Origin of the sequence: Streptomyces sp. NPDC012466 (genome assembly GCF_042955215.1) — a bacterium.
GTDB lineage: Bacteria > Actinomycetota > Actinomycetes > Streptomycetales > Streptomycetaceae > Streptomyces.
Map to the genome: position 1 here is coordinate 456945 of NZ_JBIBEQ010000008.1, position 26951 is coordinate 483895.

The window sequence follows — 26951 nt, forward strand, 5'->3', positions numbered from 1 at the left end:
TTCAGTGCCCCGTCACGGCGGTGAGGGGGTCGTGCTCGTGCGCGCAGCTCTCGTCGAAACCGTAGGTGTCCCACGCAGGGAAGGGATCGGTGGCGGGCGGGGCCTCGTCTTCCCGCATGAGGCAGTCGGCCAGGGCCGCCCGCAGGGATTCCGCGTTCAAATCGGTGCCGATGAAAACGAGTTCCTGGGCGTACGGGCTGTCGGTGTCTCGCGCGGAGGAGGGTTCGAAGCGTGCCACGGAACCGGCCTGGGACCACAGTCCCGTCACGCGCGGCCGGCTGGCCAGCGTGAAGAAGCCCTTGGACCGAAGGACCTGCCCGTGAGCGCCGCTGTCCAGTGCCTCCGTCACGAACGTCCACAGCCGCCCGGGATGGAAGGGCGCCGCGGAGCGGAAGACGGTCGAGGAGATGCCGTACTCCTCCGTCTCGGGCACGTGGTCGCCGTTGAGTTCCCTGACCCAGCCCGGAGCCTGCTGTGCCCGCTCCAGGTCGAAGCGGGCGGTGCCCAGGATCTCTCCGACCGGCACGCGGCCTCGTACGGCCGGCACGATGCGGGCGGCGGGATTGAGGCGGGCCAGGGTGGCCCGCAGCCGGTCGACGGACGCCGCGTCGACGAGGTCGAGCTTGTTGAGGACGATGACGTCGGCGAACTCGATCTGGTCCATCAGCAGGTCGCTGACGGTGCGTTCGTCGTCTTCGTACTGGTCCAGGCCCCGTTCGGCGAGTTCGTCGCCGCCGGCGAGTTCCGGAAGGAAGTTGGCGGCGTCCACGACCGTGACCATCGTGTCCAGCCGGGCCAGGTCGCCGAGGGTGGCGCCGTCGTCGCGGGCGAAGGCGAAGGTGGCGGCCACCGGCATGGGCTCGGAGATGCCGGAGGACTCGATGAGGAGGTAGTCGAAGCGGCCCTCGCGCGCCAGCCGGTCCACCTCTTCCAGCAGATCGTCGCGCAGGGTGCAGCAGATGCACCCGTTGGTCATCTCGACCAGGCGTTCCTCGGTCCGCGACAGCGCCGCCTCGCCGCCGCGTACGAGGGCGGCGTCGATGTTGACCTCGCTCATGTCGTTGACGATGACGGCGACGCGCAGGCCCTCGCGGTTGGTGAGGACGTGGTTGAGCAGGGTGGTCTTGCCGGCACCGAGGAACCCCGACAGGACGGTGACGGGCAGACGCTGCGAGGAGACGTTGGTCATGTGGCGATCAGCCTTCGGGGCGGAGGAGACCGCGCTCGTAAGCCTCGGCCAGCCGCTGGGGCACGCGGTACGGAACCGCGTCCACCGTGACCGTCACCAGCTCAGGCGTCACGGCCTTCCACTGCGCGCGACGGTGCCTGGTGTTGCTGCGGGACATCTTGTGTTTGGGCACGGCCATGGGGACCTCCGAGTACGAGCGGCGTGCGCCACCATACATGAAAATGGATGTCATTACGATTGACGCTCTGCGCACCCGGGCCGGATGATGGGTTTGACCAGAAGAGGGCCGCCGCCGACGCCGAGCGCGATCTGGGAGGGTGTGTAGGGGCCGAGCGGGATTCTTCCGGTCCGCGACCTTGCCGCGGACTCAAGGATGGCGCCTGGCGCCGGTGCAGAAACGTCCCACCCGCCCCGCGGCGGAGGCCGCGCTCACAGCCCACCCCTGGGGCCGATGGAGGACTCGCCCGCGGGCCGATCAACACCGCGCACGATGCCGGGGGCAGCGGGTCCGCCTGACATGGGCCTTCGTACCGTCGGTCGGCACATCCTCCGCGGGCCGCCTCCTCGACAGCGGGGAGCTGGGCGTCTGTACCGGAGCCCATGAAAACCGGGCCCTGACCGTCCTGCGGGCGGCCGGCAGTGAAGCTGCGGGTACGGGCACCCCTTCAGTGACCGACGTGGACATACCCGGCCCACAGTGAGGGGCTGGCCGGATACCGGTCACGCAGGGCGCGTACGGCCCGGTGCAGCGCCTGGGCCGACAGTTCGGTGCGGGGTGGGAGGCTGCCGCCGCGGGTGAGGTCGGTGTAGGTCGCGCGGGTGATCTCCATCGAGGTGGTGTCGTTGACCGGCCAGAGGGTGCCGATGACGCGCCGGTATCCGGCGAGTTGGAAGGCGCCGGTGATGTGCAGTGCCTCGTCGGCGTTGCCCGGGTGCGTGTTGGAGGTGCTGCAGGCGGACAGGAAGGCGAGGTCCGCGTAGGGCAGTTCCATGGCGGAAAGCTGTTCCACGGTCAGCGGTCGGGTGAGGTGGTCGTGGAGCAGCAGCATGCCGGCGCCGGGGTTCTCCCAGAAGGTGAGGCCGTGGCAGGAGAAATGGGCGATGGGGTGGGCGGGCAGCGCGCGGACGACGTTCTCGTACGTGGCCTGCGCGCCGGACAGGACCAGGGCGTTCGGCAGCAGTTCCGTGAGGGCCGCGGCCTCTGCCGCCGCGCCTGGCAGCGAGGGGGCGTTCTCGGCGTCGGGCACCGCCACGACCAGCGTCTGCGGGGTCGTACCGGCCGCCGGGGGACTGGTCCGGGCGGCTAAGGCGCGCACGGTGGTGGTGTAAGAGGAGACCGCCCGGTCCATCACCGTCGCCTTCCCGCCGCTGTCGTGTTGGCCGGCGGCATGGAGCGGGAAGTACGCCATCAGGCCGACGGGGCACCACCAGATGCGGGGCGGGGGCTGCGTATCGGAGGACGGGGCGGTGAGGTTCAGCGCGTCGAGCACGGGTGCGGTGACGCGGTCCCACAGCCAGCGCAGGATCTCGTCCAGGTCCCGCTGGGCGTCCCGACGGGTGAGCAGCGACGGGTCGTTCGGGGCGACGAAGACGGCACGAGTCAGGCGCAGGAGGTGAGCGATGACGTCGGCCTGGGTCAGGCCGGTCAACGGGACCGGCAGGACGGGCTGTTCGGCGTCCGCCCGCAGGATGAGTGCGTCGCAGCGGCGCTCGGTGACGTTCACGATCACTACGGGGCCCTGATCGGCGTGGCGGCGCAGCGCCTGGACGGAGGGCGCCCGCAGGAAGCCTGCCATGCCGTCGAGGCTCCGGATCCGGCTCATCAGGTCGTCCCAGTTCCCGTCGTTCCCGTCACGGGCAGGGGCAGGGGCGTTGAGGACGGTGCGCAGCCGCAGGAACTCGGCATGGAGCTGGGGTGCCCGGTGCCGCAACAGCCGGAGGTCACGGGCCTCCAGCGTCCGGCCGTGCAGGATTCCGCGCGACAACTCCAGAAGTTCCAGGGCCCGTTCCGGTCTGCCGAGCTCCAGTGCGGCGGCAGCGGCACCGTCCGGCAGTCCCTCGATCTGCCTGAGTGCGATGACGTTGCCCATGTAGGACAGCCAGTCCGGGGTGAGCTGCGGCAACAGGGCAACTGCGGCTTCGTAGGCAGCGAGCGCGGCGTGCGGGTCGCCGAGGGCGGCCTCCATGGCGCCCAGGTGCTGGAAGCTCTTGATCCGTACGTTGGGCGGTCCGGCGGCGGACGCGGCCTCGGCGAAGACATGCCGTGCCTGGCGCCGCCACGCGGCGGTGTCGCCGTCGCCGTGCCTGGCCAGGTCGCGCAGGGTGACGCCCAGATGCCACAGGCGATCGCCACGTTCCCGGTGGTCGGGCGGTGTGGCAGCCGCCACGTGCTGGAACAGCCCCAGCGCCTCATGCAGTGCTACGGCGTCCGTACCGCGCGCGTCCACGCTGGAGCGGTACAACAGGACCGTGGCGAGGGTGAATTGTGCCTCTGTGCGCCAGGGGCCGGGGTCGGGGGCGGCGGCCACGGCTGTGCGGGCGGTCAGTTCCGCGTCCCTGAGCGCGAGTTGGTCGTTGGTCATGGTATGCAGGGAAGCCAGCGACTGAGTGAGGTCGATGAGAGTGTCGGCGTGCTCGTCGGCGGCCGACGGTGTCTCGATCGTCGCCCGCATCAGGTCGATGGCCCGGCGCATCAGGTCGGGGTCCCTGCGGTCCTGGGCGAGCAGCCTGACGGCGGATGCGAGGCGTGTCCGGCGGGTGTTGAACCCGGGATCGCGCGCGGGTGTAGCCGCAAGGCACTGTTCGCTCACGTCGACCGCCTCGACCAGCAGTCGCGTGTCCGTCGTCGCGTCGTGCAGTGCCCTCAGAGCGCGTGCGAGATCGAATTGTGCCCCGGCACGGTCGGAGGTGCTGCTGGCCTCGGACAGCGCCTCGCGCGCGAGGTCGACGGCTTCCTGGAGCGGTTCGACGTGTGCGGTGGCGCCCGCAAGATGCCGCAGCGAGGTGATCAGGGCCGTCCGGAACATGGGGCGGAGCTCGTCGCTGGGCGGGACGGTGGCGTAGCCCTCGCGTGCCACCTGGACGGCCTCGACGGGTGCGTCCCGGTCTCCGCTCCGCTCGAAGTGCTCACCGAGCTGGACCACCAGATAGAATTGGTTCACCTGGCGCATGCTGTCGCCGTGCGGCGTCGCCGCCACGGCCTCGCGGAAGGCGAGCACCGACTCGGCCACGGGCTCGGGGGAGTCCGTGCCCTGTGCGACCGTGAACAGCCGTTGCCCCAGGCTGTTGAAGACCCGGCCGCGGTCGTGGTGGCCCGGCGGCACCAGCGGAACGCAGCGATGCAGCAGGGCGATCGAGGCCGCGAGGTCCGATTCCCGCGCCGTGCCGGTTCTGCGGCCGGCGCGGTCGGCGAGCAGTTCCGCGGCAGTGAGCAGCACTTCGAGATCGTACGGATCTTCGGCCGCCAGTTCGTGCAGCCCGGCCAGCACGTCGGACGGGTCGGTGCCCCGCCTCTCATGCACTTCGGCCATGAAGAGCAGTCTGCGGCGCTTCCATTTACTCATCGCTTCCTTGCTTCCTTCTGGTCCCCCGCGGCGTCCCGGCATCACACTGGCGCCACACCGCCGACCACCGTAGCGGGATGCGCCGGATCCTGGGGCCCCGTAGAGTCACCAACCCCGGGATCATGCAACTGACATGGCGGTCGCGAAGGCAGGGAGCGCTCGGTGGACGAACTCGCGGAACGGCTCAGTCGCGTGTGCACACTCATGGGTGCGGGCGAGCTGGAGGAGGCGGCGCGTGAGGCGGGCGCGGCGGAACTCGTCGGGGCTGTTCTTGCGGCGCTGCGCGGAGACGAACCTGTGGCACGCTCCGTGCTGGAGCGTCGGCTGGACACCCTGGACGAACGGATGGCCGCGGCCGGCTTCGGCATCGTGACCAGGGCGGCGAAGGGCTTGCCGACTCTGCCGGGGAACAGCGTCGGCCGTCCGGTGGTGCACCGGTGGATCTGTCCAGCCGCCTACCCCTGCGAGCGGTTGTCGAGTGCGGAGTTGTACCCGGAGGCCCCCATGTGCGCGATGACTGGCCGTCCCTTCGTCTATGGCCGGGCCCGACTGTGACCACCTTTCTGTCCGCCCTCGCCGGCAAGGCCGCCGAGAAGTGGCTCGCCTTGCTCCTCCTGCCCGGGGTGGTCTACCTCGCCGGTGTGGCCGCCGCCGTCGTATTGGGACACGCCCACGCCCTGGACCCGGCCGAACTTCAGCTCGCCATCGACCGGTTGGCCGCCCACCCAGGAGCGTCCAGCGCCGGTGCGATCCTCCTCGTGGCCGCCGGTGTGCTGGCGGCGGCCACGCTGGCCGGAATGTGCGCCAGAGCGTCGGCCGTCGTCGTGGAGTGCCTGTGGACCAGTCGGGGCGACCGGTGGCCCGGGCGCCTTCTCGTGCGGCGCCGCGTCCACCGCTGGCAGCGGGCTGACGCGGCGTGCGAGGCGGCCGGGACCCGCGCCGAACTCGCCAGGGCCATGGAACGGCGCGAGGCCATCGCCCTCGTCCGCCCCCGGCGGCCCACCTGGATCGGCGACCGCCTCCACGCGGCCGACCAGCGGGTGTATGACGCCTACGGCCTGGAGCTCGGCGCCGCTTGGCCCCGGCTCTGGCTGACGGTGCCCGATGCGGTCCGGGCCGAACTCCTCTCCGCTCGCGAGGCCTACGGCGCCGCTTTCGGGCTCGCCGGATGGGCCGCGCTGTACCTGCTGCTGGGCGCCTGGTGGTGGCCGGCGCTGTGCGCCGCCGCGGTCGTCGCGGCCACGGCATGGATCCGGGGCCGCTCGGCGACGGCGGTGTTCGCCGATCTCGTCGAGGCCACCGTCGACCTGCACGCCATCACCCTGGCCCAGGAACTCGGCCTGACTGGCGAACGGCCCGCCCTCACCAGGGAGGTCGGCGACGCCATCACCACCACCCTGCGCAAGGATCCGCCGCCCGATCCACACCGTGATCCGCCGGGCGCCGTCTGATCGCGGCGCCCTGCTTCCCGGCGGCACTGTCACGTTGGCTGACCGGTGGGATGATCTTCAGGTTGATCAACCTGGGAAGGGTCGTCCGCGGGGAGCGCGTCGCCGTCGTACAAGGCGCACCGGTACCCGGTCGAGGTCATCTCCCACTGTGTGTGGCTGTACTTCCGTTTCCCGCTGTCGTTCCGCGAGGCCGAGGAGCTCATGCTCGAGCGCGGGACCGTCGTCTGGTACGAGACGATCCGCCGCTGGTGCGGCAAGTTCGGGCAGACCTACGCAGGCGCGCTGCGCCGCCGACGGCCCCAGTCCGGGAACAAGTGGCACCCGGGCGAGGTCTTCATCAAGATCAACGGGCGGTTGCAGTACCTGTGGCGGGTCGTCGACCAGGACGGCAACGTGCTGGGCATAGCACTGGCAGTCGAAGTAACGAACAAACGGGCGGAGAACAGCCACCAGTCGGCCAGGCAGCGCGAACGTGCGATGAAGGGCTTGCGCTCCGTGGGCGGAGTCCAGCGGTTTCTGTCCGCGTTCAGCGGCGTCTCGCCCCATTCCGGCCCTGCCGTCATCTGATCCCCGCATCCGACTGTCGAGCCGAGATGACCGTCCGCTTCGCGACCTGGGAGCAGGTCACCGGCGTCGCCAGCCTGCCCACCGCGCCGTACACACACAGCCGGAACCCGACTCCACCACGCCCCGGCACACCGTCGGACACCCTCAGACCCGACAACGTGACGACGCCGTCCGGGGCCGTCGGTACCGCCCACTCACCGGGTGTTGTCAGTGAGGTCTGTGAGTATGGCGTGATGACTCACGCCATACCCGTGCCGCTGCCGTCCGCGCTCATCGGTCACCACTCGGTCGACCTGGAACGGAAGTACACCGACGGCTGGGGCGTGAGGGTCGACGACGTCACCACCGCGCCCACCGGTGAGATCTACGTTCTCTACGGCGTCCACCGTCATACCTACGGCGTGACTGATGACGAAGCCGATCCGGCGCAGGCGCACTTCGGCTACTCGTTGTTGACCAAGTACGCCCCCGACGGCACTGTGCTCGCCACCGCGGTCTCGGGACAGAGCGAGTACCTGCGCCAGGACACCACGTTCGGCGGCCCCACAACCGGGCTGGGCGAGGACCTGTGGTGGGCCAAGGGCCTGTGCGTCCTGCCCGACGGAACACTCGCGGCCACCGGGCCGGGTGACCAGACCCATCTGCTCACCGCGGATCTCACGGCGGTGACCGCGCGCCACCGTATGCCCCTCAGAAGCTACGATGACGGCCCGCGCGACCCGTTCGCCTCCTGGATCAGCACGACCCCGGCGGGCCGCCTGCTGTGCACGACCGGCGAGTACGGGCTCTACAACTACGCCAACCTGCTCGACAATATCGTGTCGATCACCGACCAGCCCCTCACCCCCACCTCGAAGCCGACGCTGCGGGCCCTGGCATCCATGGAGGCGGAGCCCGTCAAGCACACCGAAGCCGACCTGAGGCCGGACGTCCTGTTCAACGGCGAGCCGGTCGGCATGGACCACCGGCCGCGGCCCTCGCTGACCGAGCACCTCACCCAACTCGAACAGACCGCGCGGCAGTGGGACTGGCACGACGCCCGGCTCGGCCGGCCCGCAGTGGTACGGGAGGACCTGTTCGTCGTCCCGATCTTCGGGCACCTCTACCGGGGCGGCAGCCGCGGCCAGCGGTTCGCCTTCGTTCTGCTCAGCGACGAAGGCGAGTTCGTCGGCCGGCTCGGCGGCATGCACCTGCACCGCGACAGCCCCTTCACCGGCCACTGCTTCGAGATCGCCGCCGACCCCGTACGGGAGCGGATCTACCACCTCAACCGGTACGGGCTGTTCGCCTGGACGGCCACGGGCGTGCGCGCCCAACGTCTCGACCTGGAGGACAAGCGGTACAAGCTGCTCAAGCACTTCACGCTCGTGGACTGCACCCCTGCGGGCGAGCTGATCCTCCTTCACCGCACACAGCACCTGATGCTCCGCATCCCCTGCCCCGCCTCCCTCGGCGACCTCGACCAGGCGGTGGAGGACGCGCTGCGCTCCTACGCCAAGGAACGCGCTGTCCTCAAGCGGCAGTGGCACCCTGTGAATTGGCACTGGACCGACAGCACGGCTCGCCTGCACCGCCTCTGATCGCATAGCGCGGGCCGGGATCGCGTCGGGGGCGGCGACGCGTCCTGGCCACGTCGCGGAGTCCGGCGGCGCCGCCTCTCCGCAGCCCGTCAGTATCCGTCAACCCCGGTTACGCCGCTCGTTTGACAGACCCACGGCGGCCCGAGCGGGGCCGGGCCCGGCCGGGGAACGGCCCCATCCGCCGCCTTGCCCCGATCAGCCGGGAGCTGGGCGGAGGGCCCGTGTCGTACCTCCGTGGTACTCATGCCCTATGAGCCAGTTCCGCGACTTCAACCTCAAGCTGCTCGTCATCGAGGAGCTCATGTACCGCCCCGAGCCGCTCCTACCGGTCTACGACCTGCCCGCGCGGCTGGCCGAGCGGGGGATCGGCGACCCCGCGTCCTACGTCCTGGAGAACGGCCTCCACGCGGAGGTGCTGCCGGAGTCCCGAGCCCATTTCGAGTCCCTGGAGATCCCGGCCGAGCTGCTCGCCCGCGTCGAGGAGCTGTGCTTCGACGCCGGGGCGGACGTCTTTCGGCACTGTGCTCCCGCCTGGGACGGCGAGGACGATCTGTTCGACGTCCGCTCGCTCGACGACCTCGCCCTGCTGCCCAACCTTCGGGAGGTCACCTTCGTGGAGGACGGTGTCCTGGCGGTGCCGGACGCGGCGGAGGTCTTCGCTGCGCGCGGCATCGACGCCGACTGAGGCCCGGCACCCCTTCGTCACCCGCCGCCCCGGCTGGGCCCTCAGGGGCCCCAGCCGAGGAAGGCCGCGCAGAGGATCATTCGTTACCAAAACAGAGCTCGGAAGCCCTTCCGAAAGTTTTGCTTTTGTGATATTCTGTCAAATTATTGGGCTAATGTCCGGCATCATGATGAACAAGGGGCAACCCAGCCGGACAGCTCTCATGTCGGCCGCAGCACGCGCGGCACATCTCCTCGTCGACAAGACTCCCTCGATCTTCGCCGACACCCTGGCGCAGACTTTCCTGGGGGAGCGTGCTGAAGAACTCCTCGGCTACCACCGGTCCTATGGTGGGCACCCAGTCCTGTCCGGCGCGCGGGCGACGGCCGTTACCCGCAGCCGCTACACCGAGGACCGACTGGCCGAGCTGGTCGACCGGGGCGTCGACCAGTACGTGATCCTCGGTGCGGGGCTGGACTCCTTCGCTTACAGGTCGGAACTGGCCGACGGCGTGCGGGTGTTCGAGGTGGACAAGCCGACGACCCAGCACTGGAAGCGAGCGCTGCTGGTCGAGACGGGGACGACGGTGCCACCGTCCGCCTTCTTCGTCCCGGTCGACTTCGAGACGGAGTCCGCCCGGTCACTCACCGATCACCTCGTGCGGGCCGGCTTTGACCCGGGCCGACCCGCGCTGGTCAGCTGGCTCGGGGTCACGATGTACCTGACCTCGGAGGCGATCAGGCAGACCCTGGCCGTCATCAGCGGCTTCGCACCCGGCACAGAGCTCATAGTGGAACACCTCCTCCCGGCCGGGCTCCGCGACGAGGCAGGTCAGTCGTATGCGGAGCTGGTCATGGCTGCGGCGGCCGAGCAGGGCGAGCCCTGGCAAACGTTCCTCAGCATCGAGCAGATGGACGCCCTCCTGCTCGAGCACCGTCTCCAGCCGATCGAGTACGCCCGGCAACGCGAGACGATCGACCCTGCGGAGTGGGAACGTACCGACGCGCTCCGCCCGTTCGAGTTGTCCGTCCTCGCCCGTGCGAGCGTCCCCACCCGCTAGGTGTGTTGCCTGGAACCGCCTGGCCTTCCTGGACCCGCTCACCGGGCAGGTCATCCGCTGTCACGAACGGGACCGGCCCGGCTAACTACTCCACGTCGACGCCAGGACCGGCCACGCTGGAGTAAGCCGTCGCCGCCGTCAGCGCACCACCGGCGTGCCTCGAAGTGCCCGACGAACTGTCGGCGCAGGGGTATGCCCGTCGACAAGATCGCAAAGGTGACATTCCCCGACCAACTCAGGGCTGTGAGGCCGACATCCTGCGGCGCCACGAGGAGCGGGAAGGACGGTGGGTGTGGAGGACCAGCAGCGCCAGGGCGCCGGTCGCCGCGGACCAGGTGAGGGAGAGCAGGCCGTGGGACCAGGGGATATCGGAGCTGAGGGCTGAGCTCAGCGCCAGCTGGTTCACGCCGTACAGAGGAAGAGCCGACACCCCGGCCACATCCATGAGTGTGTTGAAGACGGGATTCTGCAGGCCGGTGTCGACCAGGCTGAGCATGATGATAAGGAAGAAGCCCTCCAACTCGCCCCGGACCAGGGAGCCGAGCAGAAGGCCGATGCTGCCGTAGGCGAGTCCGGCACCTGCGAGGGCCAGCGCCAGAGGGCCCGCATGGTGTACGGGCAGCGAGATCGACAGCAGGATCGTGGTGTAGGAGGCCAGCAGGACGGCGGTGAGGGCGACGGCCGCCAGTTTGGCGATCAGCATCGGCAGCCGGGGATAGCCGGCCAACAGCAGTCGGCGGTCCATCTGCCGGGACAGGAAGGTCTCCGTGAAAGTGATGAAGCCGGCGACCATGGTGACGGCGCCCAGCGCGCTGGCCACCTGGCCCACCTGGCTGGCACGGGCGGAGACGGGTGCGCTGATGGCGTCCAGCCAGATGCGCACCACTCGGTCCGAGGTGCACACGCGTGCCACGGCGATCCAGATGGGGATGAACGCGACCGCCAGAACCAGGGCCAGCCGGTTGCGCAGGTGGCCCCTCAGAGTGCAGCGCAGCAACTCGGTGAACGCCGTCCAGGACAGCCTCAACGGTCGGCCTCCTCGAAGTGCAGACGGCCCTGGCGCAGTTGAGCGATCACGTCGAAGTGGTGCAGGTCGTGCAGCAGGTGCGAAACCACGATGATCGACCGGCCCCGGTCACGCAGATCGGCGGCCAGCGTCCAGAACCGCTGGTGGGTGTCCCAGTCGAAACCCTGATACGGCTCGTCCAGGACCAGCAACTGCGGATCGTGCATGAGGGCGATCAGCAGGTTCAGCTTCTGCTGTGTTCCGCCACTGAGCTCACCTACCGGCTGTCGCCGGCAGCCGGTCAGCGCCAGCACTTCCATCAGCTCGCCGGCGCGCTCCAGCGTCGGCAGCCGGTAGGCCATCTGGAACAACCGCAGATGCTGTCCGATGGTGAACGCACCGTTCAGTACCGCTCGTTGTGGGCAGTAACCCACCGCCCCGGTCCGCGTCACCGTTCCGCTGTCGGGCGCGAGTTGTCCCACGGCGATCCGCAGCAGCGTGCTCTTGCCCGCGCCGTTCTCGCCGACGACTCCGACCAGCGTCCCGGCGGGTACATCGAGGTCGACGCCGCGCAGAACTTGCCTGCCGCCGTACCCCTTGCAGACTCCGCGGATCCGCAGCGGCGGCCGGTGGTGCGTCGTCGTCACTGCCTGCACATGGGCCCCTCGAGGATCGGACAGGTGTAGCGAGCCGGCGCGCTGCTGCCCGGTGTCCAACGAGTCCGTGCCACCTCCGTAACGGCGGCCTTCCGCTGCCGCGTTGAACAGCCGAATCGCCACTCCACATGTTCTGCGCTCCCGCGCCGGCCGTTACGTGAGCCGCGGCCCGCCGTTGTAGGAGGCGATGCCCCAGACACCGATGCGAGACGTCGCCGCTCCCGTGATCGTGATCGGAGCCGGCCCCCACGGCCTGGCGGCAGCCGCGCTGCTGCGCCGCTCCGGAGTACCGGCCGTGGTCCTGGAACGGTCGGACCGCGTGGGAGCGAGCTGGGCGCAGCGCTATGACCATCTGCGCCTGCACACCCCTCCCGGCGCCTCGAACCTTCCCGGCCTGTCGGTACCGCGCCAGTCGGGCCCGTGGGTGAGCCGGGACGACTATGTGCGATACCTGGAGCGCTACGTCGCCCATCACCGGCTCGACGTCCGGGTGACCACCCCGGCGCAACGCGTCGAGCGGGCCGAAGGCCGTTCGGGAGTTCAGTGGCTCGTCCACATCCCCGACGCTACGGTGGCCACCGGTGCGGTCGTGGTGGCCACCGGCCGCTGCCACACCCCGAACGTCCCCGAGTGGCCCGGGCGTTCGACTTTCACCGGCACGCTGCTGCACTCGGCCCACTACCGCTCTCCGGCCCCCTACCGCGGGCGGGACGTTCTGGTGGTCGGCGCCGGTAACAGTGGTACCGAGATTGCCGCCGTCCTGGCCGGGGCCGGAGCCGGACGGGTACGGATCGCGGTCCGTACCCCGCCCAACATCCTGCCCCGCTCCAGCGCCCGGTGGCATGCGGTCGGCCGGCTGACGGAGGCCCTCCCGCTCGCGTGGCGCGACAGCACCTCGCTGCTCACGCAACGCCTCGCGGTGCCCGACCTGACCTCGTGGGGCCTGCCACGACCGCGCTCGGGCCTGTACACCCGCAATATCCGCGAAGGGGTCAACCCGGTGCTGGACCACGGCTTCGTGGACGCCGTCCGGTCCGGACGGGTCGAGCCGGTCGCGGCGGTTCAGGCCTTCGACGGCCCCGACGTGCTGCTGGCCGACGGTGCCCGCCTGCGACCCGACACGGTCATCGCCGCCACCGGCTACCGGCCCGGCCTGCACGACCTGGTCGGATCCCTGGGCGTACTCGACGAGGCCGGGCAGCCCCTCGCCGTAGGGGGGAGGACCCTGGCGGGCGCCGCACGCCTGTACTTCGCCGGCTACACCAATCCCCTGACAGGCGTCCTCCGCCAGGCGGGCATCGACGCACGCGCCATCGCCCACGCGTTCCGCCGCGAGGAGGCGCGGGCCCCCCTCCCCGCCCCTCGCGTCGGCGACCGCGCGACCGACACACGCCCCGAAGGACACCCACCGAGCTGACGCCGCCCCTGAGTCCCGGCTTTCGGTCGGGACCGCCTCGTGATGCCGGCAACCGAACGCTGCCACGCACGGTGGCGCCCGGATCGCCGCCCTCCTGGACGCCGCCCCGGACGCCGAGCATCCCCGGATGGCCACCAAGTACGTCGAGGGGCTCGGCCTGAGCGAACACCGCTCGCAGCCGCTCTCCGCAGGGGACTCTGTTAGCGAGTTGTGCCGCCCGCTCCGACATGGCCGCAGGGCGGAGACCGGCGGCGGTACGGCGACCGCGAGGCACTGGCCACGATCATTTTCGGGCCACGGCAGGGTTCACCCTGGCGGCACTGCCTTCGGCGTTCGGTGCGTCCGGGCCGACCGCTCACCGTCGCATCACCGGGCGGACTGACCCCACCGGTCTGCTCGCGCGGTACGCAGGTGACACGGTGAACATGCGGGTCATGAAAGGACTTCGGGAACGCGGTCCGGTGACGTCCAGCTGCGGGTGACCGCCGTCGCATCGCCGTCGTGGCCGGCGCTCGGCGGTCACCCGCTGTTAGGCCGTCACGCTTCAGCTCGCACTCCTCGCGGCGGGGCGGCGCGCATGCTCGTTTGGGATCATCCCTGGTCCTCGGACGAGGGGTAGATCCGCCACAGCTGGGAGAGGTTCGGTCCGCCCCACATGCGGGTCAGGCCCACCAGCCGGTCGTTGCCCTGGAGGTGGTCGGCGATGGCCAGGGCGTAGCGCGGGTGCACGACCGAGACCATGTAGAAGTCGTTGCCTCGATCTGCGTGGGAGACCAGCCGCCAGTGCTGGTTGAGGCTGTCGGTGCGTTCTCGAAGGGTCACGATGTCGGGCGGGTTGGCCCCTGCGGTGAGGCAGCGGTGGTTGGCATACGACTCGATGCGCACGGTGGCGTCGGCGTTCTGCCGCAGGAACCACCGGTGCGAGTTGTTGTCCTTGGCGAACGGGTCCTGTGCCCAGGTCTGGGTGTGGTTGCCGACACCGTCGTGCCAGTCGTTGCACATGAAGTAGGTGCCGGTGACGTGGTGGGTCATCGTCACCGATCCGCCGGCGAGCAGTAGGAGGTCGCTCAAGTCAGTGCTCCTCAGCTGCGAGAATTCTCCTCAGGGACGGGCGCCCCTGCAACTCAGCGTAGGGAGCGGGCTGTTGCTCCACAGGGTGGCGAACCGGTCGTTTCCCGAGGCCAGAGCCTGTCCAGGAGGTCTCGAACGGGTGGGCGGTGCTACGTGGATCACCTGACCGAGCGTCACCCTCATGTCCCGCACGCAGCGCATCGGGGTGGCAGGGCACCGCTCGATTCGAACAGGCAGCGGAATGACACGCGACAGGCTGGAGCGGCAAGAACGAGAAACTGACAGCCGTCCCGACGAGCTGGCTGTCTCATACCGGCGATGATCAGCCAGGCCGCCAGGTCGGCTGCCACTGGTTCCCGCAGCCCGGACTTCGTCCAGCCGGGAGTGTGTGGGCAGCGACAGGCCTACGAGCGAGCAGCTCCAGGCGTTGCCCGCCTCCATGGTCCTGATCGGATTCGGCACCGACGGGCATCCCGTCCGCGCCAGCGTTACGCGCTTTGAATCGAGGAGACTGCGGCTGTGTAGAGGCAGAGGCTCTCGCGAAACGCGTTTGCGAATGCCTCGAAGGCTTCCCCGTTCCCTGACTGGACGGGTGCGGCTGGGGTCGACGTTGAAGGCCGAGCGTGCCCTCCAGCTCGACCCCTCCAACCACACCGTGCAGACCCGGGCTCTCCCCGCCTACCTGCGCTGGCGCAACGCCAACGCCCGCCACCCGGGCGTCCTGGCCGCCGAACGCGAGGAACGCGCCCGCATCCGGAGCGAGAAGGGCATCCGCTGGGGCGGACGTCCCCTCAAAACTGCAGTGTGACCGCCCTTCCCGCCGAGCGCGCAGCTCCTTGTGAAAGGCTGGGAGCATGATGGGCGGACGGTCCGAGAACCCGGAACTCTGGGCGTTCCTGGAATCACTGCACTACGGTGACATCCTTTCCGGCACCGTCACAGCGATCGAACGGTTTGGCGTGTTCGTGGCACTGGACGACGGCCCCGACCACCCGGTCTTCCCCGGCGTCGGGTTCATCACGATCCCCGAACTGTCCTGGCGGCGCATCGAAACCGCCTTCGACGTTGTGCAGGTCGGACAGCGCGTCTCAGCCGAGTTCCTCCAGTTCGACACATGGAACCTGGAGGCCAGACTGTCCTTGCGGGCGACACAGCCAGATCCCTTCCAAACATTCGCCGACCGCACCACAGTGGGGCAGAAACTGCACGGACGGGTCACCAAACTGGTCCCGTTCGGCGTCTTCGTCCAAGTCACCGACGGGATCGAGGGACTGGTCCACCTGCGAGAGCTCACATCGACGCCCCTGGAAAGTCCGTCAGATGTCGTCCAGGCCGGCGACGAGGTCACCGTCGTCGTCACTGAGATCGACCGGGAGCGACGCAGGCTCGTTCTCTCCCGACGACAAAGCTCATCCGACCACCGGTGACTCTTTCACGTTCCCGCGACGGTTCCTCGCACGAGCGTTCCTGAACGTCTGAGCGCCCGCTCGGCGCAAGGGTGGAAGTGATTGCGCGTGAATCCAGGGCGCAAATCCAGAAAGAACTCGGGGACCTCTTGCGAACGGCCGTCCCGTCCCCACCCGGACAGCGACTGCCCCCATGCACCTGGACTGCAGCCCCTCTACCAGTCCTCGACGTCTCCAGGACGTTCTGAGGTGCTGGAGCGGCACCGCATCACCTGCCACCGGCTCCTTCCCTGGGAGGTCCCGCACGGGGCGAGATCAAGAGTGACCTTCAACGGAGCTCTACCGGCCTCCAGGCGCCTGTGCCAGTCGGCTTGTGACGGGCCTGGGCGCTGGTCGCGTCGATCGCCACTCTCACCGCCCGTTCGATCAGCGAGATGCCGCCTCGCTTCGACGTGTGGCCGCTGCTGAGGACCGAGACCAGGTACCGGTGCTCGTGCAGCGTGACCTGTCCGATGCTGTTGATGACCCACAGTCCGGTTGTGGACCGCTTCAGCCAGCCGTTCTTGAGTGACCATCGAGACGATGCGGCAGACACTCCCCAGTCCTGGCCCTCCGCGATGTCGCGCATCAACTCTCGGATGTACCCTCGAGCTTCTGCGTTCAGCCCTTCGTGTGAGCGGGCGGAGTCCGCCGGCCCATGGGAAAACACCGACTGCAACAGCCGGATCTGGTCCTTCGCTGTCGTCTGGGTGAGGCCCCAGTGGACGCCGGAGCCGCCACGGGTCGAGGAAAGCCCCAGCCGTTCGTTCGCCGCGTCGAGGCCTCTTCCCTCACCGATGTCCCGCCACAGGAGGTCCGCCGCGTCGTTGTCGCTCGTCTTGATCATCGCCTCGGCGGTCCGGCGTTCCTCAGCCGTCAGTCTCCGGCCTTCATCCTGCGCCTGGAGCAGCAACGCCGCGAGAATGTCCACCTTGCTGATGCTCGCCGTGCTGAACAACGCGTCGCCCTGGTAAGACGCGATTTCCTGCTCAGCGCTGTTCAGATCGAGCACGGCCACGGCCAACCGGGTGTCACCGCCCCTCAGTGCCGACTCGAGCGACCGCTCGAGAGCCGCGCCAAGGCTTACCGACGATGGCCCCGCAAGTGCGGCGGCTGGCGCATCGCTGTGTGCCGAGGGCGTCTGCACCTCCTCGAATGTGCCAGTGGATGAACAGCCGGCGAGCGACGCCATGACCGCGGCGGTGGCGCAGGCTGCCAGCGCGTGCGGACGGAGGGCGACGCAGCGGGATCCTTCGAGCTCCTCATAAGCCCTGTCGAGCTGTCCATCGGGCATGGCAGGCAAGCCTCGGTATTCCTGGGAAGGGATAGGACAATATACCCGGCAAATATGACATATCGACCTCGAGCCCGTGATCAACAGCACGGCAGGCGTGTCGTTCCTCAGATTGCGACGTGGTGCTTCGGAGTCAACGTGCGCCCTAACTGCTGGTTTCTCACATGGACGCACGCCCGAGTCGTTGCCGCAGTGAGTTCGACGCGACGGTTGGAGGGGCGACATGTTCGTACGCAGGTCGGACGGTGAGGTGGCGATCGACGGCGACACCCACGCCTATGCGCGCGGCCGAGAGGAATCCCCGCCGCGCTTTTCGCCGTCGCCCTCGGAGTCCACACCGACGTCGCCTGACAACGGCTCTCCGCAGGCGACTGGGGCACCGGCATCCCCGGTCTCGCAGCGGCCCGCCTGCTGGAACCGCCGACCAAGCCCTTCGCGCCCAACCGCAGGGACACGGTCGTCGTCGCGTACGACCTGAACGAGGCGGCCGGCGCCGAGCAGGGTCCCGAGATCCTCGGCTGGCTCTTCGAGCAGACGCCGGGCCAGATCCTGCACGAACACGCGAGCGACTGGTTCGACCCACCGGTGGCCACCGCCGACAGCGTCACCCTGCCGCACCCGCCGACGACGGCGCCCTGGGAGGGGCTAGGCGTCGATCAGTGGCTTCATCCGCCGGCAGAAGAGCACTTTGGTCTGCTGGCGAAGCTGCGGGCCCGAGCGAACCCTTCGGTAGTGTGAACTGCCGCTCAATGAGCAGGGGTTCGAGCCAAGGAGGCATTTTGGCATTCTTGCTGTACTACCCGTTGGTGAAGCCGCCGACGGAGGTTCTCCATCAGGCGTTGCTCTACTGGGATGGCATCGCGACTGTCGTGCCGCGGGCCCCATCGGTATACGACATCGCCGTGCCCGAGGAACTGAAGGAACTGCGGCAGCGGCGACTGTACGTCCCTTTGACCTTCGACCAAGGCTCAGTGGATCGACTGGAAGAGCCCCACTGGCCAGAAGGTACCCCTTACAGCAGTCCAGCCTCGCGAGCACTGCAGCACGAACTGCGGAGGATGGCTTCGAGGCCCGACCGCCCCCGACTTCCATCCCCACCGGAAGCCTTTCTCTACTGCAGCAAGATCAGTTACTGGCTCAACCGCGAACTCCTCTCCCTGGGCTTGGCCGAACGTCAGCGAAATCCTTTTGCCCTCGCTGTCCCAAAGGAGGTACAGCAGCTGGTCATCGGCACCCTGGCCCGAGAGCTCGCCGCCAGTAGCCGGGATCCGTACGTCCCGTACACCGATCGCCCGCAGGCACACGCCCACGCCCTCGAAGGTCCTGGCGAGAACCTTCGGCCGGCCTGGGAGCTGGAGTTCGGCCGACTGCTCCCTGTACCCGCTCCCGGCACTCCAACCGCTGACGTCCTTGCCTTCCGGGACCGTCACGCCGACGAACGCCAGCGTCTGATGAGGGCCCTCCACCGCCTGCTCGGTGAGCTACGCCGGGACTACGAACACCCTGCCGATGTCCTGTCCCAGCTGCGCCGCGAAGTGGACCAGTCCGTGGCGGACTACCATGCCGCAGCCAGAAGCACCCGGATGGCGTGGGTGACTCGGTCAGTGACCGTGACTATCGCCTTGGCGGCCGCCGCGGGAAGCGTCGTGCAGCCAGGCCTGACCTGGGTGTTGGGTGCGGTTGGTGGCTACGCCCTGAACGTCTCCACTCGTGAGATCCGCTCTTTGGCCCGAGCCCGTGATGAACACGACTTCAGCTATTTGCACAGGGTCACCAACATGTTGACCTGATGTCTCAGCCGACTCGCCACCGAACCGATCCGGGACATGCTGGGAGGCGTGACCGGCGCGCCAAACATCGTGGGACTACACCAAGTGAATGCCGAAGGTGCGCTGCGTTCCCCCACCTGGAAGCGGGCCGAAGGCGTAGGAGTTGACGCTCATGGCGCTCCCTCCTCGTCTGCGTCGCAGCGACGCCAGCGCCGCTGGCTGCTGGAAGGTAGGCGTGCCCGGGATACGCCTTTCCCCACGCGGGCGGCAGTGGTCCGTCAGTTCGGGCAGCGTCTGCTTCGCTTCGCCGACGGGCGGCCGGTCGCTGGTGAATCCGGATGCGGCCATGGTCGGGGTCCTCACCTGGGTCGGGGGCGGCGTTGCCCGCCGCGCTCACGGGTGCTTCCGGCGGTGTCGCCGCGGAGCCGGTTCGGCTCCCGGCCGATCTGCTCGACGACCCGCCTCCGCCGGACGTGCCTGGCCCGCGGTGAGTGGTGGGACGGCGAAGTACCGGACACGGCATCTGTCCACTGCACGCCGCTCACTGAAATACCTCTGGGCTGAGGGTCGTCAGTTGTCCGTGAACGGGCCGGTCGTGGGGGCTGCGCATTTACCGATGACGGTCTTCTCGCAGGCCGCCGAGTCCCAGCGGCCAGGCCGGTGAGCGGGCTCCCAGCGTTCCATGTTCCTCGGTGCAGCCGCAGCCCACAACGAATGCCTCAACGGGTGGAGTACCCGGTTCTGGGCCGAGACGTGACGGTGGGCGCGAGGAGTGATGGCGGCGACGGGGGTGGTGGCCGACGCAGGCGTGGACGAGGTTGTGCGCTGCCTCGACCGCCCCGCCTTCACGGGGCTGTCTCCCGGCATGCTGACGGCGTGGGGCCGGGCACCGGGATGACGGCCGGGCGACGCGCCGCAGCCGGCACCGGACGCAGGCCCGGGACTTGCGCGGGGATCCGTTCCAGCACCCCGCCGGCGAAGACGTCGTACAGCGGCAGCGTCTCCAAGTGGACATAGCCGATGTGGCAGTCGCAGACGGCGAGCGGGCAGGCGCGCGGACGCAGGGCGGCGCGGTACGAGCCGTCGTAGAGGTTGCCGAGCGGGGTGCGGACGAAGTGGCAGCGGCGGACGGTGCCGTCGCCGTCCACCGAGATCACGGAGTCGCCGGTGCGGCAGGGCAGACCGGCGCTGGTGTGCGGGTGACGGCTGTACGGGAAGAGCGGGTCCAGGGCCGTCCACAGGTCGGCTTCGGCGTCCGTGTAGGAGTGGCCTTCGGCGGCGTTGACCCACAGGTAGACGTGCACCGGCAGGTCGGCGCGCAGTCGGCGGGCCGCATCGAGGTGCTCGGGCAGTCCGACGACGCCGACGCTGAACCGGATGCCGCGCGCGGCCAGGTCGCGGCACTTGGTCAGGAAGCGGTCGTAGGGGGTCTGGCCCGGGTGGTAGGTGCACCACAGGGCGACGGTGCCGGGATCGGCCTCGGCGAGCCAGTCGGTGCGGCAGCTGAGGTTGGTCTGGATCGCCACTCGCCGGATGTGCGGCAGACGGGAGAGGTCCGCGAGGGCGCGCCGGTACCAGGACCGCACCAGGCCCTCACCCCAGGGGGTGAACAGCAGGGACAGACGGTCCTCCGTCCGGTCGGCGGCCCAGGCGGCGAAGCGTTCGAGAGCGGCGCGGTCGGCCCGCAGCTGGGCGCCGGTGTCGCGGCGCTTGGCGAACGGGCAGTAGGGACAGTCGTAGTCGCAGGAGGCGAGTGGGCCACGGTAGAGGAGGGTGAGGTCCATGAGGGCCGGTCACTTCCTCTCGTAGGCGGCCATCGCGGCGCGCACGGCGGGGGAGAACAGGGCGGGGCCGATCGCGTCGGAGTGGGCGAGGCCTTCCGGGCTGAGCCGGAGGGTCTCGGAGTCGCCGTCGGCCAGCCAGCCGAGTTCGGCGAATCCGGCCAGTTCGGGGAAGTCGTCGGCGGGGGTGACGCCGAAGCGGGCCCGGTAGTCGTCGAGGCGCAGTCCCTCGGCCTGGAGGAGCGACTGCAGCAGGTGACGGCGGCGCGCCTCGTGGGCGTCCATGGCGTAGCCGACCTCGGCATGGGAGAAGTCGGTGGCGCCGACGTAGTCATCGATGATCGCGCGGATCTCCTGCATGCTCACGGCGTAGTCGAAGGAGTAGTGCAGGCCGGCGGTGTACGAGCGGGCGCCGCAGCCGAGGCCGATCATGCCGTCCGTCTGGCAGGCGTAGTCGTCGGCGCCCTGCGGCGGGGCGTCGGCACGGCGGAACATGCGCATGGACTGCTGGGTGTAGCCGTGCGCGAGAAGGTGGTCCCGGCCGGCGCGGTACAACCGGAGCCGCTGCTCGTCCCAGGCGGGGTCGGGGCCGCCGCCGCGGCGGCCGAGGCCGGTGAGGGGGCGCACGTACAGGGGGTAGAGGTACAGCTCCTCGGGCCGCCAGGCCAGGGCCGCGTCCAGGGACCGGCGCCAGGTGTCCTCCGTCTGGCCGTCGATGCCGTAGATCAGGTCGATGTTGAGCACCGGGATGCGGGCGTCGCGGACGCGTCCGAGCGCGGACTCCACGTCGGCACGTCGCTGCGGGCGAACGGCGGCGCGGGCCTCGGAGTCGACGAAGCTCTGCACGCCGAGGCTGAGGCGGGTCGCGCCCCGGTCGGCCAGCACCGCCAGCCGGTCGGCGGTGGCGGTGGCGGGCGACGCCTCGACCGACAGGGGGACGGCGCGCAGGTCGGCGCCCATGCGGTGCTCGGCGATGTCGCAGAGGCGTTCCAGCTCGGCGGCGGTGAGGAAGGTGGGGGTGCCGCCGCCGAAGGCCGCGGTGGCGAAGCGGACCTCGTCGCCGTCCCCGAGCGCCTCGCGTACGGCGTCTGCCTGGCGTTCCAGGGCGTCCAGGTAGGCGCCGGTCAGGCCGTCCGGGGCGCCGATGCGGGTGAAGAGGTTGCAGAAGCCGCAGCGGACCTCGCAGAAGGGGATGTGCAGGTAGAGGGAGAGGGCGTCCTTGGGCTCGGCGGCCCACAGGGAGGCGAGCTGGGGCCGGTGGGGGAGGGGGCGGTAGGCCGTCTTGTGGGGGTAGGCGTAGACGTAGCTCTGGTAGGGGCCGCCGGCGGGGGTGGCCGGTGCGGCGGACGTCTCCAGGGCTTGTTCCGGGGCTGTCGGAGACGTGGTGGCGGTGGCCGGGGCTTGGGCCGAGGCTGTCGGAGACGTGGTGGCGGTGGCCGGGGCTTGGATTGCGGTGGTCGGAGATGCGGTGGCGGTCATCGGGTGGCCTCGGTCGGGCGGGCGTCGGGGTGCGTCGCGGGTTCGGTCGTGGAAGGTGCGGGTTCGAGGAAGAAGTGGCCGTAGGGCACGGTCCAGACGCAGTCGTGACCGAGACGGTGGCCGGTGTAGCCGCCGTCACCGTAAGCGGTTCCGTGGTCGGAGCAGACGATCGCGAAGCAGCGGCGCCGGCTGCTCGCGGCGGCGAACAGTCGGCCGATGTGCCGGTCGACGTACTCCAGTGCGGCGGCGTGCGTCTCGCGGGTGTCGCCGTCCTCCCGGGTCGCGCCGGGCCGGTGGAACCAGTTCGGCTGGTGCAGGGCGGACACGTTGACGAAGAGGAACAGCCGCCGCTCGTCGGGGAGTTCGCTGATCACGCGTTCCGCGCGGGCCACCTGGTTCTCGAAGGACGCGGGTGAGGTGACGCCGAACTCCGGCTCCCAGTGCGACTCCTCGAAGAGGCCGGGCAGGACCGAGCCGAGCGGGCCCTGCTTGTTGAAGAAGCCCACCCCTCCGACGCAGACGGTGTGGTAGCCCACTTTCGCCAGCCCGGAGACGAGGTCGGGGGTGTCGTAGACGAAGGTCTTCGAGGCGGTGGTCTCGCTGCCCGCGAAGCTCGCCGCGAACAGCCTCGGGTGCGGTCCGGGCGCGGCCGGGGTGGGCAGGAAGCCCGCGAAGATCGCCTGATGCGAGGCGTAGGTGAAACTGCCCGGGGCGTGCCGCTGCTCCCATCGGCCGTCGGGCAGGTGGCGGGTCAGGTTGGGTATGCGTCCGGCGGCGGCGAGTTCTGCGGCGACGTCGTAGCGCAGGGTGTCGAGGGTGACGAGGAGCAGGTCGTGGCTGCCGACGATCTCGTTCATGTCCGGCTCGCCCGCTGCCGGCGTGGGCGGGAGCGGCTCAGGGGTCGGTGCGGGCGAGGGCATGGGCGCTGGTTCCTGTTCTGTTGGCGTGCTGGTCGTGCTGGTCGTGCTTGTTGCGGGGGGAGGGGGGCTGTGGTCACTCGGCGGGTCGGCCGCCGTAGGCGTGCAGGGCGGCCGCGACCTGGGTGGCGTACGTGTCGAGGCCTTCCGCTCCGCTGCCGGGCAGGCCGGTGAGCCGGGGCAGCAGATCACCGAACGCGTTGACCTCGCCGATGGCGGCTCTGCGCCACCCGACGGCCGGCAGCAGGTCGACGCCCACGCACAGGGTGCGCGGGAAACAGGCCGCGGCCCGCTCGCACACGTCCAGCAGGTCGGCCCAGCGAGCGCCTGCCGCCTCGACGGCCTGCCGGGCCGTGTCGAGGTCGCCCCGGCTGCCGCCGAGGTGGAGATTGGTCAGAGGCCAACGGCTGGTGCGGACCACCGCGTGGGTGGCTCGGCCGGCCACCACGACGACTCTCAGGTCCGCGACCCGACTCTGCTGCGAGGCCTTCGGCAGCCAGCGTTCCAGGTGCAGGCCGTCCGGAGCGAGCGCGTCGACGATGGCCGCGATGTCCCCCTCACGCTCGTAGCGGCGCACCTTGAGCGAGTTGAAGAGTCTTCCGTCTGCCGTGAGTTCCACCGAGGTGGTGGCCCGGATGCGCCCGGCCCCCGCCGACTCCACGGCCAGCACGCCCGACGCGGACGAGCCGTGCGCGGGCTTGACGAACAACCGGTGCATCCGGTGCTCCCGCATCAGCGTCCGTACGTCGTCCCAGCCGTGGACCGGTGCGGCCCCCGGCCCCGACGTGGGCGAGGTGGGGACCGGCACGCCTGCCGCGTCGAGGACGGCGTGGCAGCGCCGTTTGTCGAAGAGCACGGCCAGGTCGTCGGGATCGTCGAGCCGTATGCCGCCGCGCAGGGAGCGCAGCGCGGCGGTGAACCCGGCGTACCAGCGGGCCGAGCCCTCCACCCGGGTGGGATCCTCGACGCCGCGGAGCAGCCGGTCGACGTCGGTGTTCTCCCCGGGGGAGTCGATACGGACGATCTCCCCCGCGCCGAACTCGGCTCCGCCCGCGCGTAGTACGTCCGGCCACGGGACGACACGCGGGGCCGGCAGCCCGGCCGCGCGCACCGCCTCGGCGAAGAGGGTGACCCGGCGGTTCTCCGGATTGCCCACGACCGCGAAGCGGCGGCCGGGGGGACGGCCGGATCGCACGCCCGTGACGCTCATTCGCCCACGGCGACGTACCGCCACACCGTGCCGTCACCGTCCTGGTCCTCGTCGGCGTCGTCGCGGTCCAGGTTCACGGCCACGCCGGCGGGTCCGAGCGTCTGTCGCAGGCGCTCGAGGAGGGGCTCGCTGATGTAGTGGTGGTGCAGGTCGAGTTCCTTGAGGTGGGTGAGCGGCTGTCCGGCGAGGAGGGCGGCGGCGCCGTCGTCGGTCAGGACTCCCATGGACAGGTCCAGCACTTCGAGGCGGGCGACCACAGGGGCGGCGGCGATCGCGGCGGCGATGGCGTCCTGCATCTCGCTGTTGCGCAGGGCAAGGTGGCGCAGGCGCGGCAGTCGGGCGCCGGACAGGATGGGCGCCAGGTCGGCGGCCTCGCTGTCGCCGCCGTAGTCGGGCGTGCCCAGCCACAGGTCGAGTACTTCCAGAGCGGGCAGGTCGCTGTGGGCGACACCGCGGACGGCCTCGGCGGGCAGCCCGCCGGACTCCATGGTCAGCTTGCGCAGGCCGGTGTGGCGCAGGGCGGGGAAACGCAGCCCGGAGCCGCCGCGGACGCCGAACTCCTCCAGCTCGGGGAAGGCGGTGAGAAGCGGTGTGACGTCGGTCTGGTTGATCCAGGAGATCTCGCACTCCTCCATCACCATGTCGCCGAGGAACAGCGCCCGCAGAGCGGGGAAGCGGTCCCGTGCGGCCACCAGCGCCTCGATGACGTCGGACGGGTCGGTGTCGTACGCCTCCTGCCAGGCGCCGACTATCAGCGCGCGCACGCGCGTGGTGTCGACGGTGGCGCGGAATCGCGCGAAAGCCTTGGTCCAGTCCTCGTCGGCGTCGTAGACGTCGCTGGTGACGCGCCAGGCGACGGAGTCCGCCTCGGGCAGGTCGTCCGTCCGCTCGTCGGGGCCGGGAAAGGTGTGGGCGGGCAGCCGGTGGAGCGCGTCGAGATGGTCAACGATGGTCATGCGGCTGCTCCTGTGAAGAGTGTGAAGAGGACGGGGTGTTCCGTCGTGACCGCAGTTCTACCAACTGGCACTGACAGGGCCCGTGACGGGGCCCGCGGTTCCTCCCGTTGTCAGTGGCTGCCCCTACGGTCATGAGTCATGAGGCCGGTGCGTGGGCGCCGGTGGGAGGGAGGCTGCCGTGTACCGGCAGGGAGACGTGCTGATCGTGCCCTTGGACGAGGAGGCGGTGCCGGCGCATGTCGCCGCCTCGCCCCGGGAGCCGCGCGACGCGCGGGGCCGGCTGGTGCTGGCGCTGGGCGAGGTCACCGGCCACGCGCACGCGGTCGTCGGGCCGGGTGAACTGGTGCGGGAGCCGGGGCCGTTCGGTCCCCTGCTCCTGCATTTGCCCCAGGGCGGACGGGTGGTGCACGAGGAGCACGCGTGGATCCCTCTTCCCCGGGGGTGGTACCGGGTGATCCGGCAGCGGGAGTACGTGCCGGGGTCCGTGCGGATCGTGGCGGACTGAGGGGACGGGCTCGATGGGTTCGACGGGGTCGATGAAGTCACTGAAGTCAATGGGGCCGACGGGGTCGATGGGTTCCCCACCAACGGCGACGGAGGGTCGGATGACCGTTTCGGGCGGGCTGGACGAGGGGGAGGGGCCGGAGGGTTTTCAGGCGAGGGCCGGCGCTTGCGGGGACGTGGAGTTCTGGCGTGGGTGTGCCACGGCGACGGCTCCGGCCGAGCGCGCGGCGGCAGAGGCAGGCGTACGCCTCGCCTACCGGCGGGCCGGTCTTGCGGAACCTGAGCGGGTGCTGTGGGCCGACTCCCCTCGCGGCGCGGTCACGCTGCTGCTGGGCCTGGAAGACAAGGGCCCCAGCGTGCGTGAGGAGATCCGGACGAAGCCGTGGGCGCTCGAACGCGACCGGCTGTACCAGGAGTTGGGCCCTGCCGGTTGGTCGGCGCACTGGGGGGCGACCGGTGGCCGCCTCTGGGAGTCCACGCAGACGCTGGTCGACCGGATCAGCACAGGGCTGCTGAACGACCTGTGCGGCGGCGCCGGCGACACGGCCGACTCGGGTGACACGGCGGGCGCGGGCGGCGCTGTGGGCGCGGGGGTTGTTGCGGAATCGGGCGGTGCGGCCGGAACGGGCGGCGGGCCCGGCTCCACGGGTCGGGGGAGTGCCGCCGACCGCGCTCAGGAGACCGCGATTCGGCTGCTTCTGCTGGACGCGGTGCTGGGTCAGCACGACGCTCCCTGGCTGGCCGCCTTTCCCACCGACCGTGCGCCGTTGGACGGCCTGGGCGCGGTGTGCCGCAGCGCGGGCTGGTGGTGGCCGTTCGCATCAGTCGCGGTCGTCTGCGAACGCCCTGTCGCCCTGCACCGCGACGAGGCGGGCCGCCTCGACCGCGGGGACGGCCCCGCCCTCGCCTACCGTGACGGGTTCGCTCTGCATGCCTGGCGTGGCATGCCGGTCCCCGCCGCCTTCCTCGCCGAGCTGTCCACGCTGACGCCGGACCGCATCCGGGCCGAGGAGAACGCCGAGTTGCGCCGGGTGATGCTGGAGTACTACGGCTACGAGCGCTACCTGGCGGACTCCGGCGCGCGTCCTCTGCACTCGGACGAGACGGGCACGCTGTGGCGGATCGACCTGAACGGCGACGAGCCCGTGGTGATGGTCGAGGTCTTGAACAGCACACCGGAGCCGGACGGCACCCGGCGCACCTACTGGTTGCGTGTCCCGCCCTCGACCCGCACGGCCCGGCAGGGCGTCGCCTGGACGTTCGGGCTCGGCGCGGACGTGTACGCGCCGAGCCGCGAGACCTGACCGCGTCGGCCGACGCGGTCAGGTCTCGCGGCCCTCCATACTTCGGGCTGTGAGCCGTCCGGGCCGAC

Annotated in this window: 22 protein-coding genes and 2 pseudogenes; 12 read left to right on the plus strand and 12 right to left on the minus strand. The window is 70.2% G+C overall.

Features of this window, described 5'->3' with window-relative positions; all coding sequences use genetic code 11:
• Window position 1: 1 nt before the first annotated feature.
• From ACFY9E_RS29555 to ACFY9E_RS29565, 3 genes are all read right to left on the minus strand, one after another.
• Window positions 2-1189, minus strand: coding sequence for a GTP-binding protein (locus ACFY9E_RS29555; RefSeq protein WP_390989041.1), 1188 nt, complete (start codon window positions 1187-1189; stop codon window positions 2-4).
• A gap of 7 nt (window positions 1190-1196) precedes the next feature.
• On the minus strand, window positions 1197-1367 hold the full coding sequence (rpmF, locus tag ACFY9E_RS29560; RefSeq protein WP_390989042.1) for a 50S ribosomal protein L32: 171 nt from the start codon (window positions 1365-1367) through the stop codon (window positions 1197-1199).
• 487 nt (window positions 1368-1854) lie between these two features.
• On the minus strand, window positions 1855-4719 hold the full coding sequence (locus tag ACFY9E_RS29565) for a CHAT domain-containing protein (protein WP_390989043.1): 2865 nt from the start codon (window positions 4717-4719) through the stop codon (window positions 1855-1857).
• Between the two features lie 195 nt (window positions 4720-4914).
• On the opposite strand from ACFY9E_RS29565, the gene ACFY9E_RS29570 reads away from it, so the two are divergent.
• The 6 genes and pseudogenes from ACFY9E_RS29570 (at window position 4915) to ACFY9E_RS29595 (ending at window position 10074) form a co-directional block, all read left to right on the plus strand.
• The gene (locus ACFY9E_RS29570; RefSeq protein ID WP_390989045.1) at window positions 4915-5307 is read left to right on the plus strand and encodes a hypothetical protein; all 393 of its coding nucleotides are present in this window, start codon (window positions 4915-4917) and stop codon (window positions 5305-5307) included.
• The gene (locus tag ACFY9E_RS29575; protein ID WP_390989047.1) at window positions 5304-6203 is read left to right on the plus strand and encodes a hypothetical protein; all 900 of its coding nucleotides are present in this window, start codon (window positions 5304-5306) and stop codon (window positions 6201-6203) included. Before ACFY9E_RS29570 ends, ACFY9E_RS29575 begins: the two co-directional genes overlap by 4 nt.
• A 138-nt stretch (window positions 6204-6341) precedes the next feature.
• Window positions 6342-6859 (plus strand): annotated as a pseudogene (locus tag ACFY9E_RS29580) (transposase); the annotation flags it as partial.
• A gap of 144 nt (window positions 6860-7003) precedes the next feature.
• On the plus strand, window positions 7004-8350 hold the full coding sequence (locus tag ACFY9E_RS29585) for a hypothetical protein (protein WP_390989193.1): 1347 nt from the start codon (window positions 7004-7006) through the stop codon (window positions 8348-8350).
• 250 nt (window positions 8351-8600) lie between these two features.
• The gene (locus ACFY9E_RS29590) at window positions 8601-9035 is read left to right on the plus strand and encodes a DUF6892 domain-containing protein (protein ID WP_390989049.1); all 435 of its coding nucleotides are present in this window, start codon (window positions 8601-8603) and stop codon (window positions 9033-9035) included.
• Between the two features lie 202 nt (window positions 9036-9237).
• Window positions 9238-10074 (plus strand): SAM-dependent methyltransferase, encoded by an 837-nt coding sequence (locus ACFY9E_RS29595; RefSeq protein WP_390989051.1) that lies wholly within the window; start codon window positions 9238-9240, stop codon window positions 10072-10074.
• A 235-nt stretch (window positions 10075-10309) separates the two neighbouring features.
• Here the strand turns inward: ACFY9E_RS29595 and ACFY9E_RS29600 are convergent, their stop codons facing one another.
• Complete coding sequence (locus tag ACFY9E_RS29600) at window positions 10310-11101, minus strand: hypothetical protein (RefSeq protein WP_390989053.1); 792 nt, start codon at window positions 11099-11101, stop codon at window positions 10310-10312.
• Window positions 11098-11727: an ATP-binding cassette domain-containing protein gene (locus ACFY9E_RS29605; protein ID WP_390989184.1), complete on the minus strand. Its 630-nt coding sequence runs from the start codon at window positions 11725-11727 to the stop codon at window positions 11098-11100. Before ACFY9E_RS29605 ends, ACFY9E_RS29600 begins: the two co-directional genes overlap by 4 nt.
• Window positions 11728-11923: 196 nt before the next feature.
• On the opposite strand from ACFY9E_RS29605, the gene ACFY9E_RS29610 reads away from it, so the two are divergent.
• Window positions 11924-13153 carry an NAD(P)-binding domain-containing protein gene (locus ACFY9E_RS29610; protein ID WP_390989054.1) on the plus strand — a complete coding sequence of 410 codons (1230 nt, stop codon included), beginning with the start codon at window positions 11924-11926 and terminating at the stop codon, window positions 13151-13153.
• A gap of 591 nt (window positions 13154-13744) precedes the next feature.
• Here the strand turns inward: ACFY9E_RS29610 and ACFY9E_RS29615 are convergent.
• Window positions 13745-14224, minus strand: a complete 480-nt coding sequence (locus tag ACFY9E_RS29615) for an RICIN domain-containing protein (RefSeq protein ID WP_390989056.1) — start codon at window positions 14222-14224, stop codon at window positions 13745-13747.
• Window positions 14225-14870: 646 nt separating this feature from the next.
• Between ACFY9E_RS29615 and ACFY9E_RS29620 the strand changes: the two are divergent.
• Both ACFY9E_RS29620 and ACFY9E_RS29625 read left to right on the plus strand, forming a co-directional pair.
• Window positions 14871-15032 (plus strand): annotated as a pseudogene (locus tag ACFY9E_RS29620) (IS630 family transposase); the annotation flags it as partial.
• Window positions 15033-15078: 46 nt separating this feature from the next.
• Window positions 15079-15651, plus strand: coding sequence for a S1 RNA-binding domain-containing protein (locus ACFY9E_RS29625; RefSeq protein WP_390989058.1), 573 nt, complete (start codon window positions 15079-15081; stop codon window positions 15649-15651).
• Between the two features lie 307 nt (window positions 15652-15958).
• Here the strand turns inward: ACFY9E_RS29625 and ACFY9E_RS29630 are convergent, their stop codons facing one another.
• Window positions 15959-16963 carry a serine hydrolase gene (locus tag ACFY9E_RS29630; protein ID WP_390989060.1) on the minus strand — a complete coding sequence of 335 codons (1005 nt, stop codon included), beginning with the start codon at window positions 16961-16963 and terminating at the stop codon, window positions 15959-15961.
• Between the two features lie 779 nt (window positions 16964-17742).
• On the opposite strand from ACFY9E_RS29630, the gene ACFY9E_RS29635 reads away from it, so the two are divergent.
• The gene (locus tag ACFY9E_RS29635) at window positions 17743-18753 is read left to right on the plus strand and encodes a hypothetical protein (RefSeq protein ID WP_390989062.1); all 1011 of its coding nucleotides are present in this window, start codon (window positions 17743-17745) and stop codon (window positions 18751-18753) included.
• An 824-nt stretch (window positions 18754-19577) separates the two neighbouring features.
• Here the strand turns inward: ACFY9E_RS29635 and ACFY9E_RS29640 are convergent.
• The 5 genes from ACFY9E_RS29640 to ACFY9E_RS29660 all read right to left on the minus strand — a co-directional run bounded on the left by ACFY9E_RS29640 (window position 19578) and on the right by ACFY9E_RS29660 (window position 25075).
• Window positions 19578-20516 (minus strand): STM4011 family radical SAM protein, encoded by a 939-nt coding sequence (locus ACFY9E_RS29640; protein ID WP_390989063.1) that lies wholly within the window; start codon window positions 20514-20516, stop codon window positions 19578-19580.
• A 9-nt stretch (window positions 20517-20525) separates the two neighbouring features.
• Window positions 20526-21869 (minus strand): STM4012 family radical SAM protein, encoded by a 1344-nt coding sequence (locus tag ACFY9E_RS29645; protein WP_390989186.1) that lies wholly within the window; start codon window positions 21867-21869, stop codon window positions 20526-20528.
• 119 nt (window positions 21870-21988) lie between these two features.
• Window positions 21989-22849 (minus strand): STM4013/SEN3800 family hydrolase, encoded by an 861-nt coding sequence (locus ACFY9E_RS29650; RefSeq protein WP_390989187.1) that lies wholly within the window; start codon window positions 22847-22849, stop codon window positions 21989-21991.
• Window positions 22850-22985: 136 nt separating this feature from the next.
• On the minus strand, window positions 22986-24104 hold the full coding sequence (locus ACFY9E_RS29655; RefSeq protein WP_390989065.1) for an STM4014 family protein: 1119 nt from the start codon (window positions 24102-24104) through the stop codon (window positions 22986-22988).
• A gap of 11 nt (window positions 24105-24115) precedes the next feature.
• Window positions 24116-25075 (minus strand): STM4015 family protein, encoded by a 960-nt coding sequence (locus ACFY9E_RS29660; protein ID WP_390989067.1) that lies wholly within the window; start codon window positions 25073-25075, stop codon window positions 24116-24118.
• Between the two features lie 178 nt (window positions 25076-25253).
• Between ACFY9E_RS29660 and ACFY9E_RS29665 the strand changes: the two genes are divergently transcribed.
• Window positions 25254-25580 (plus strand): hypothetical protein, encoded by a 327-nt coding sequence (locus tag ACFY9E_RS29665; RefSeq protein WP_390989069.1) that lies wholly within the window; start codon window positions 25254-25256, stop codon window positions 25578-25580.
• 100 nt (window positions 25581-25680) lie between these two features.
• Window positions 25681-26883 (plus strand): DUF6745 domain-containing protein, encoded by a 1203-nt coding sequence (locus ACFY9E_RS29670; RefSeq protein ID WP_390989070.1) that lies wholly within the window; start codon window positions 25681-25683, stop codon window positions 26881-26883.
• The last annotated feature ends 68 nt before the right edge of the window (window positions 26884-26951 follow it).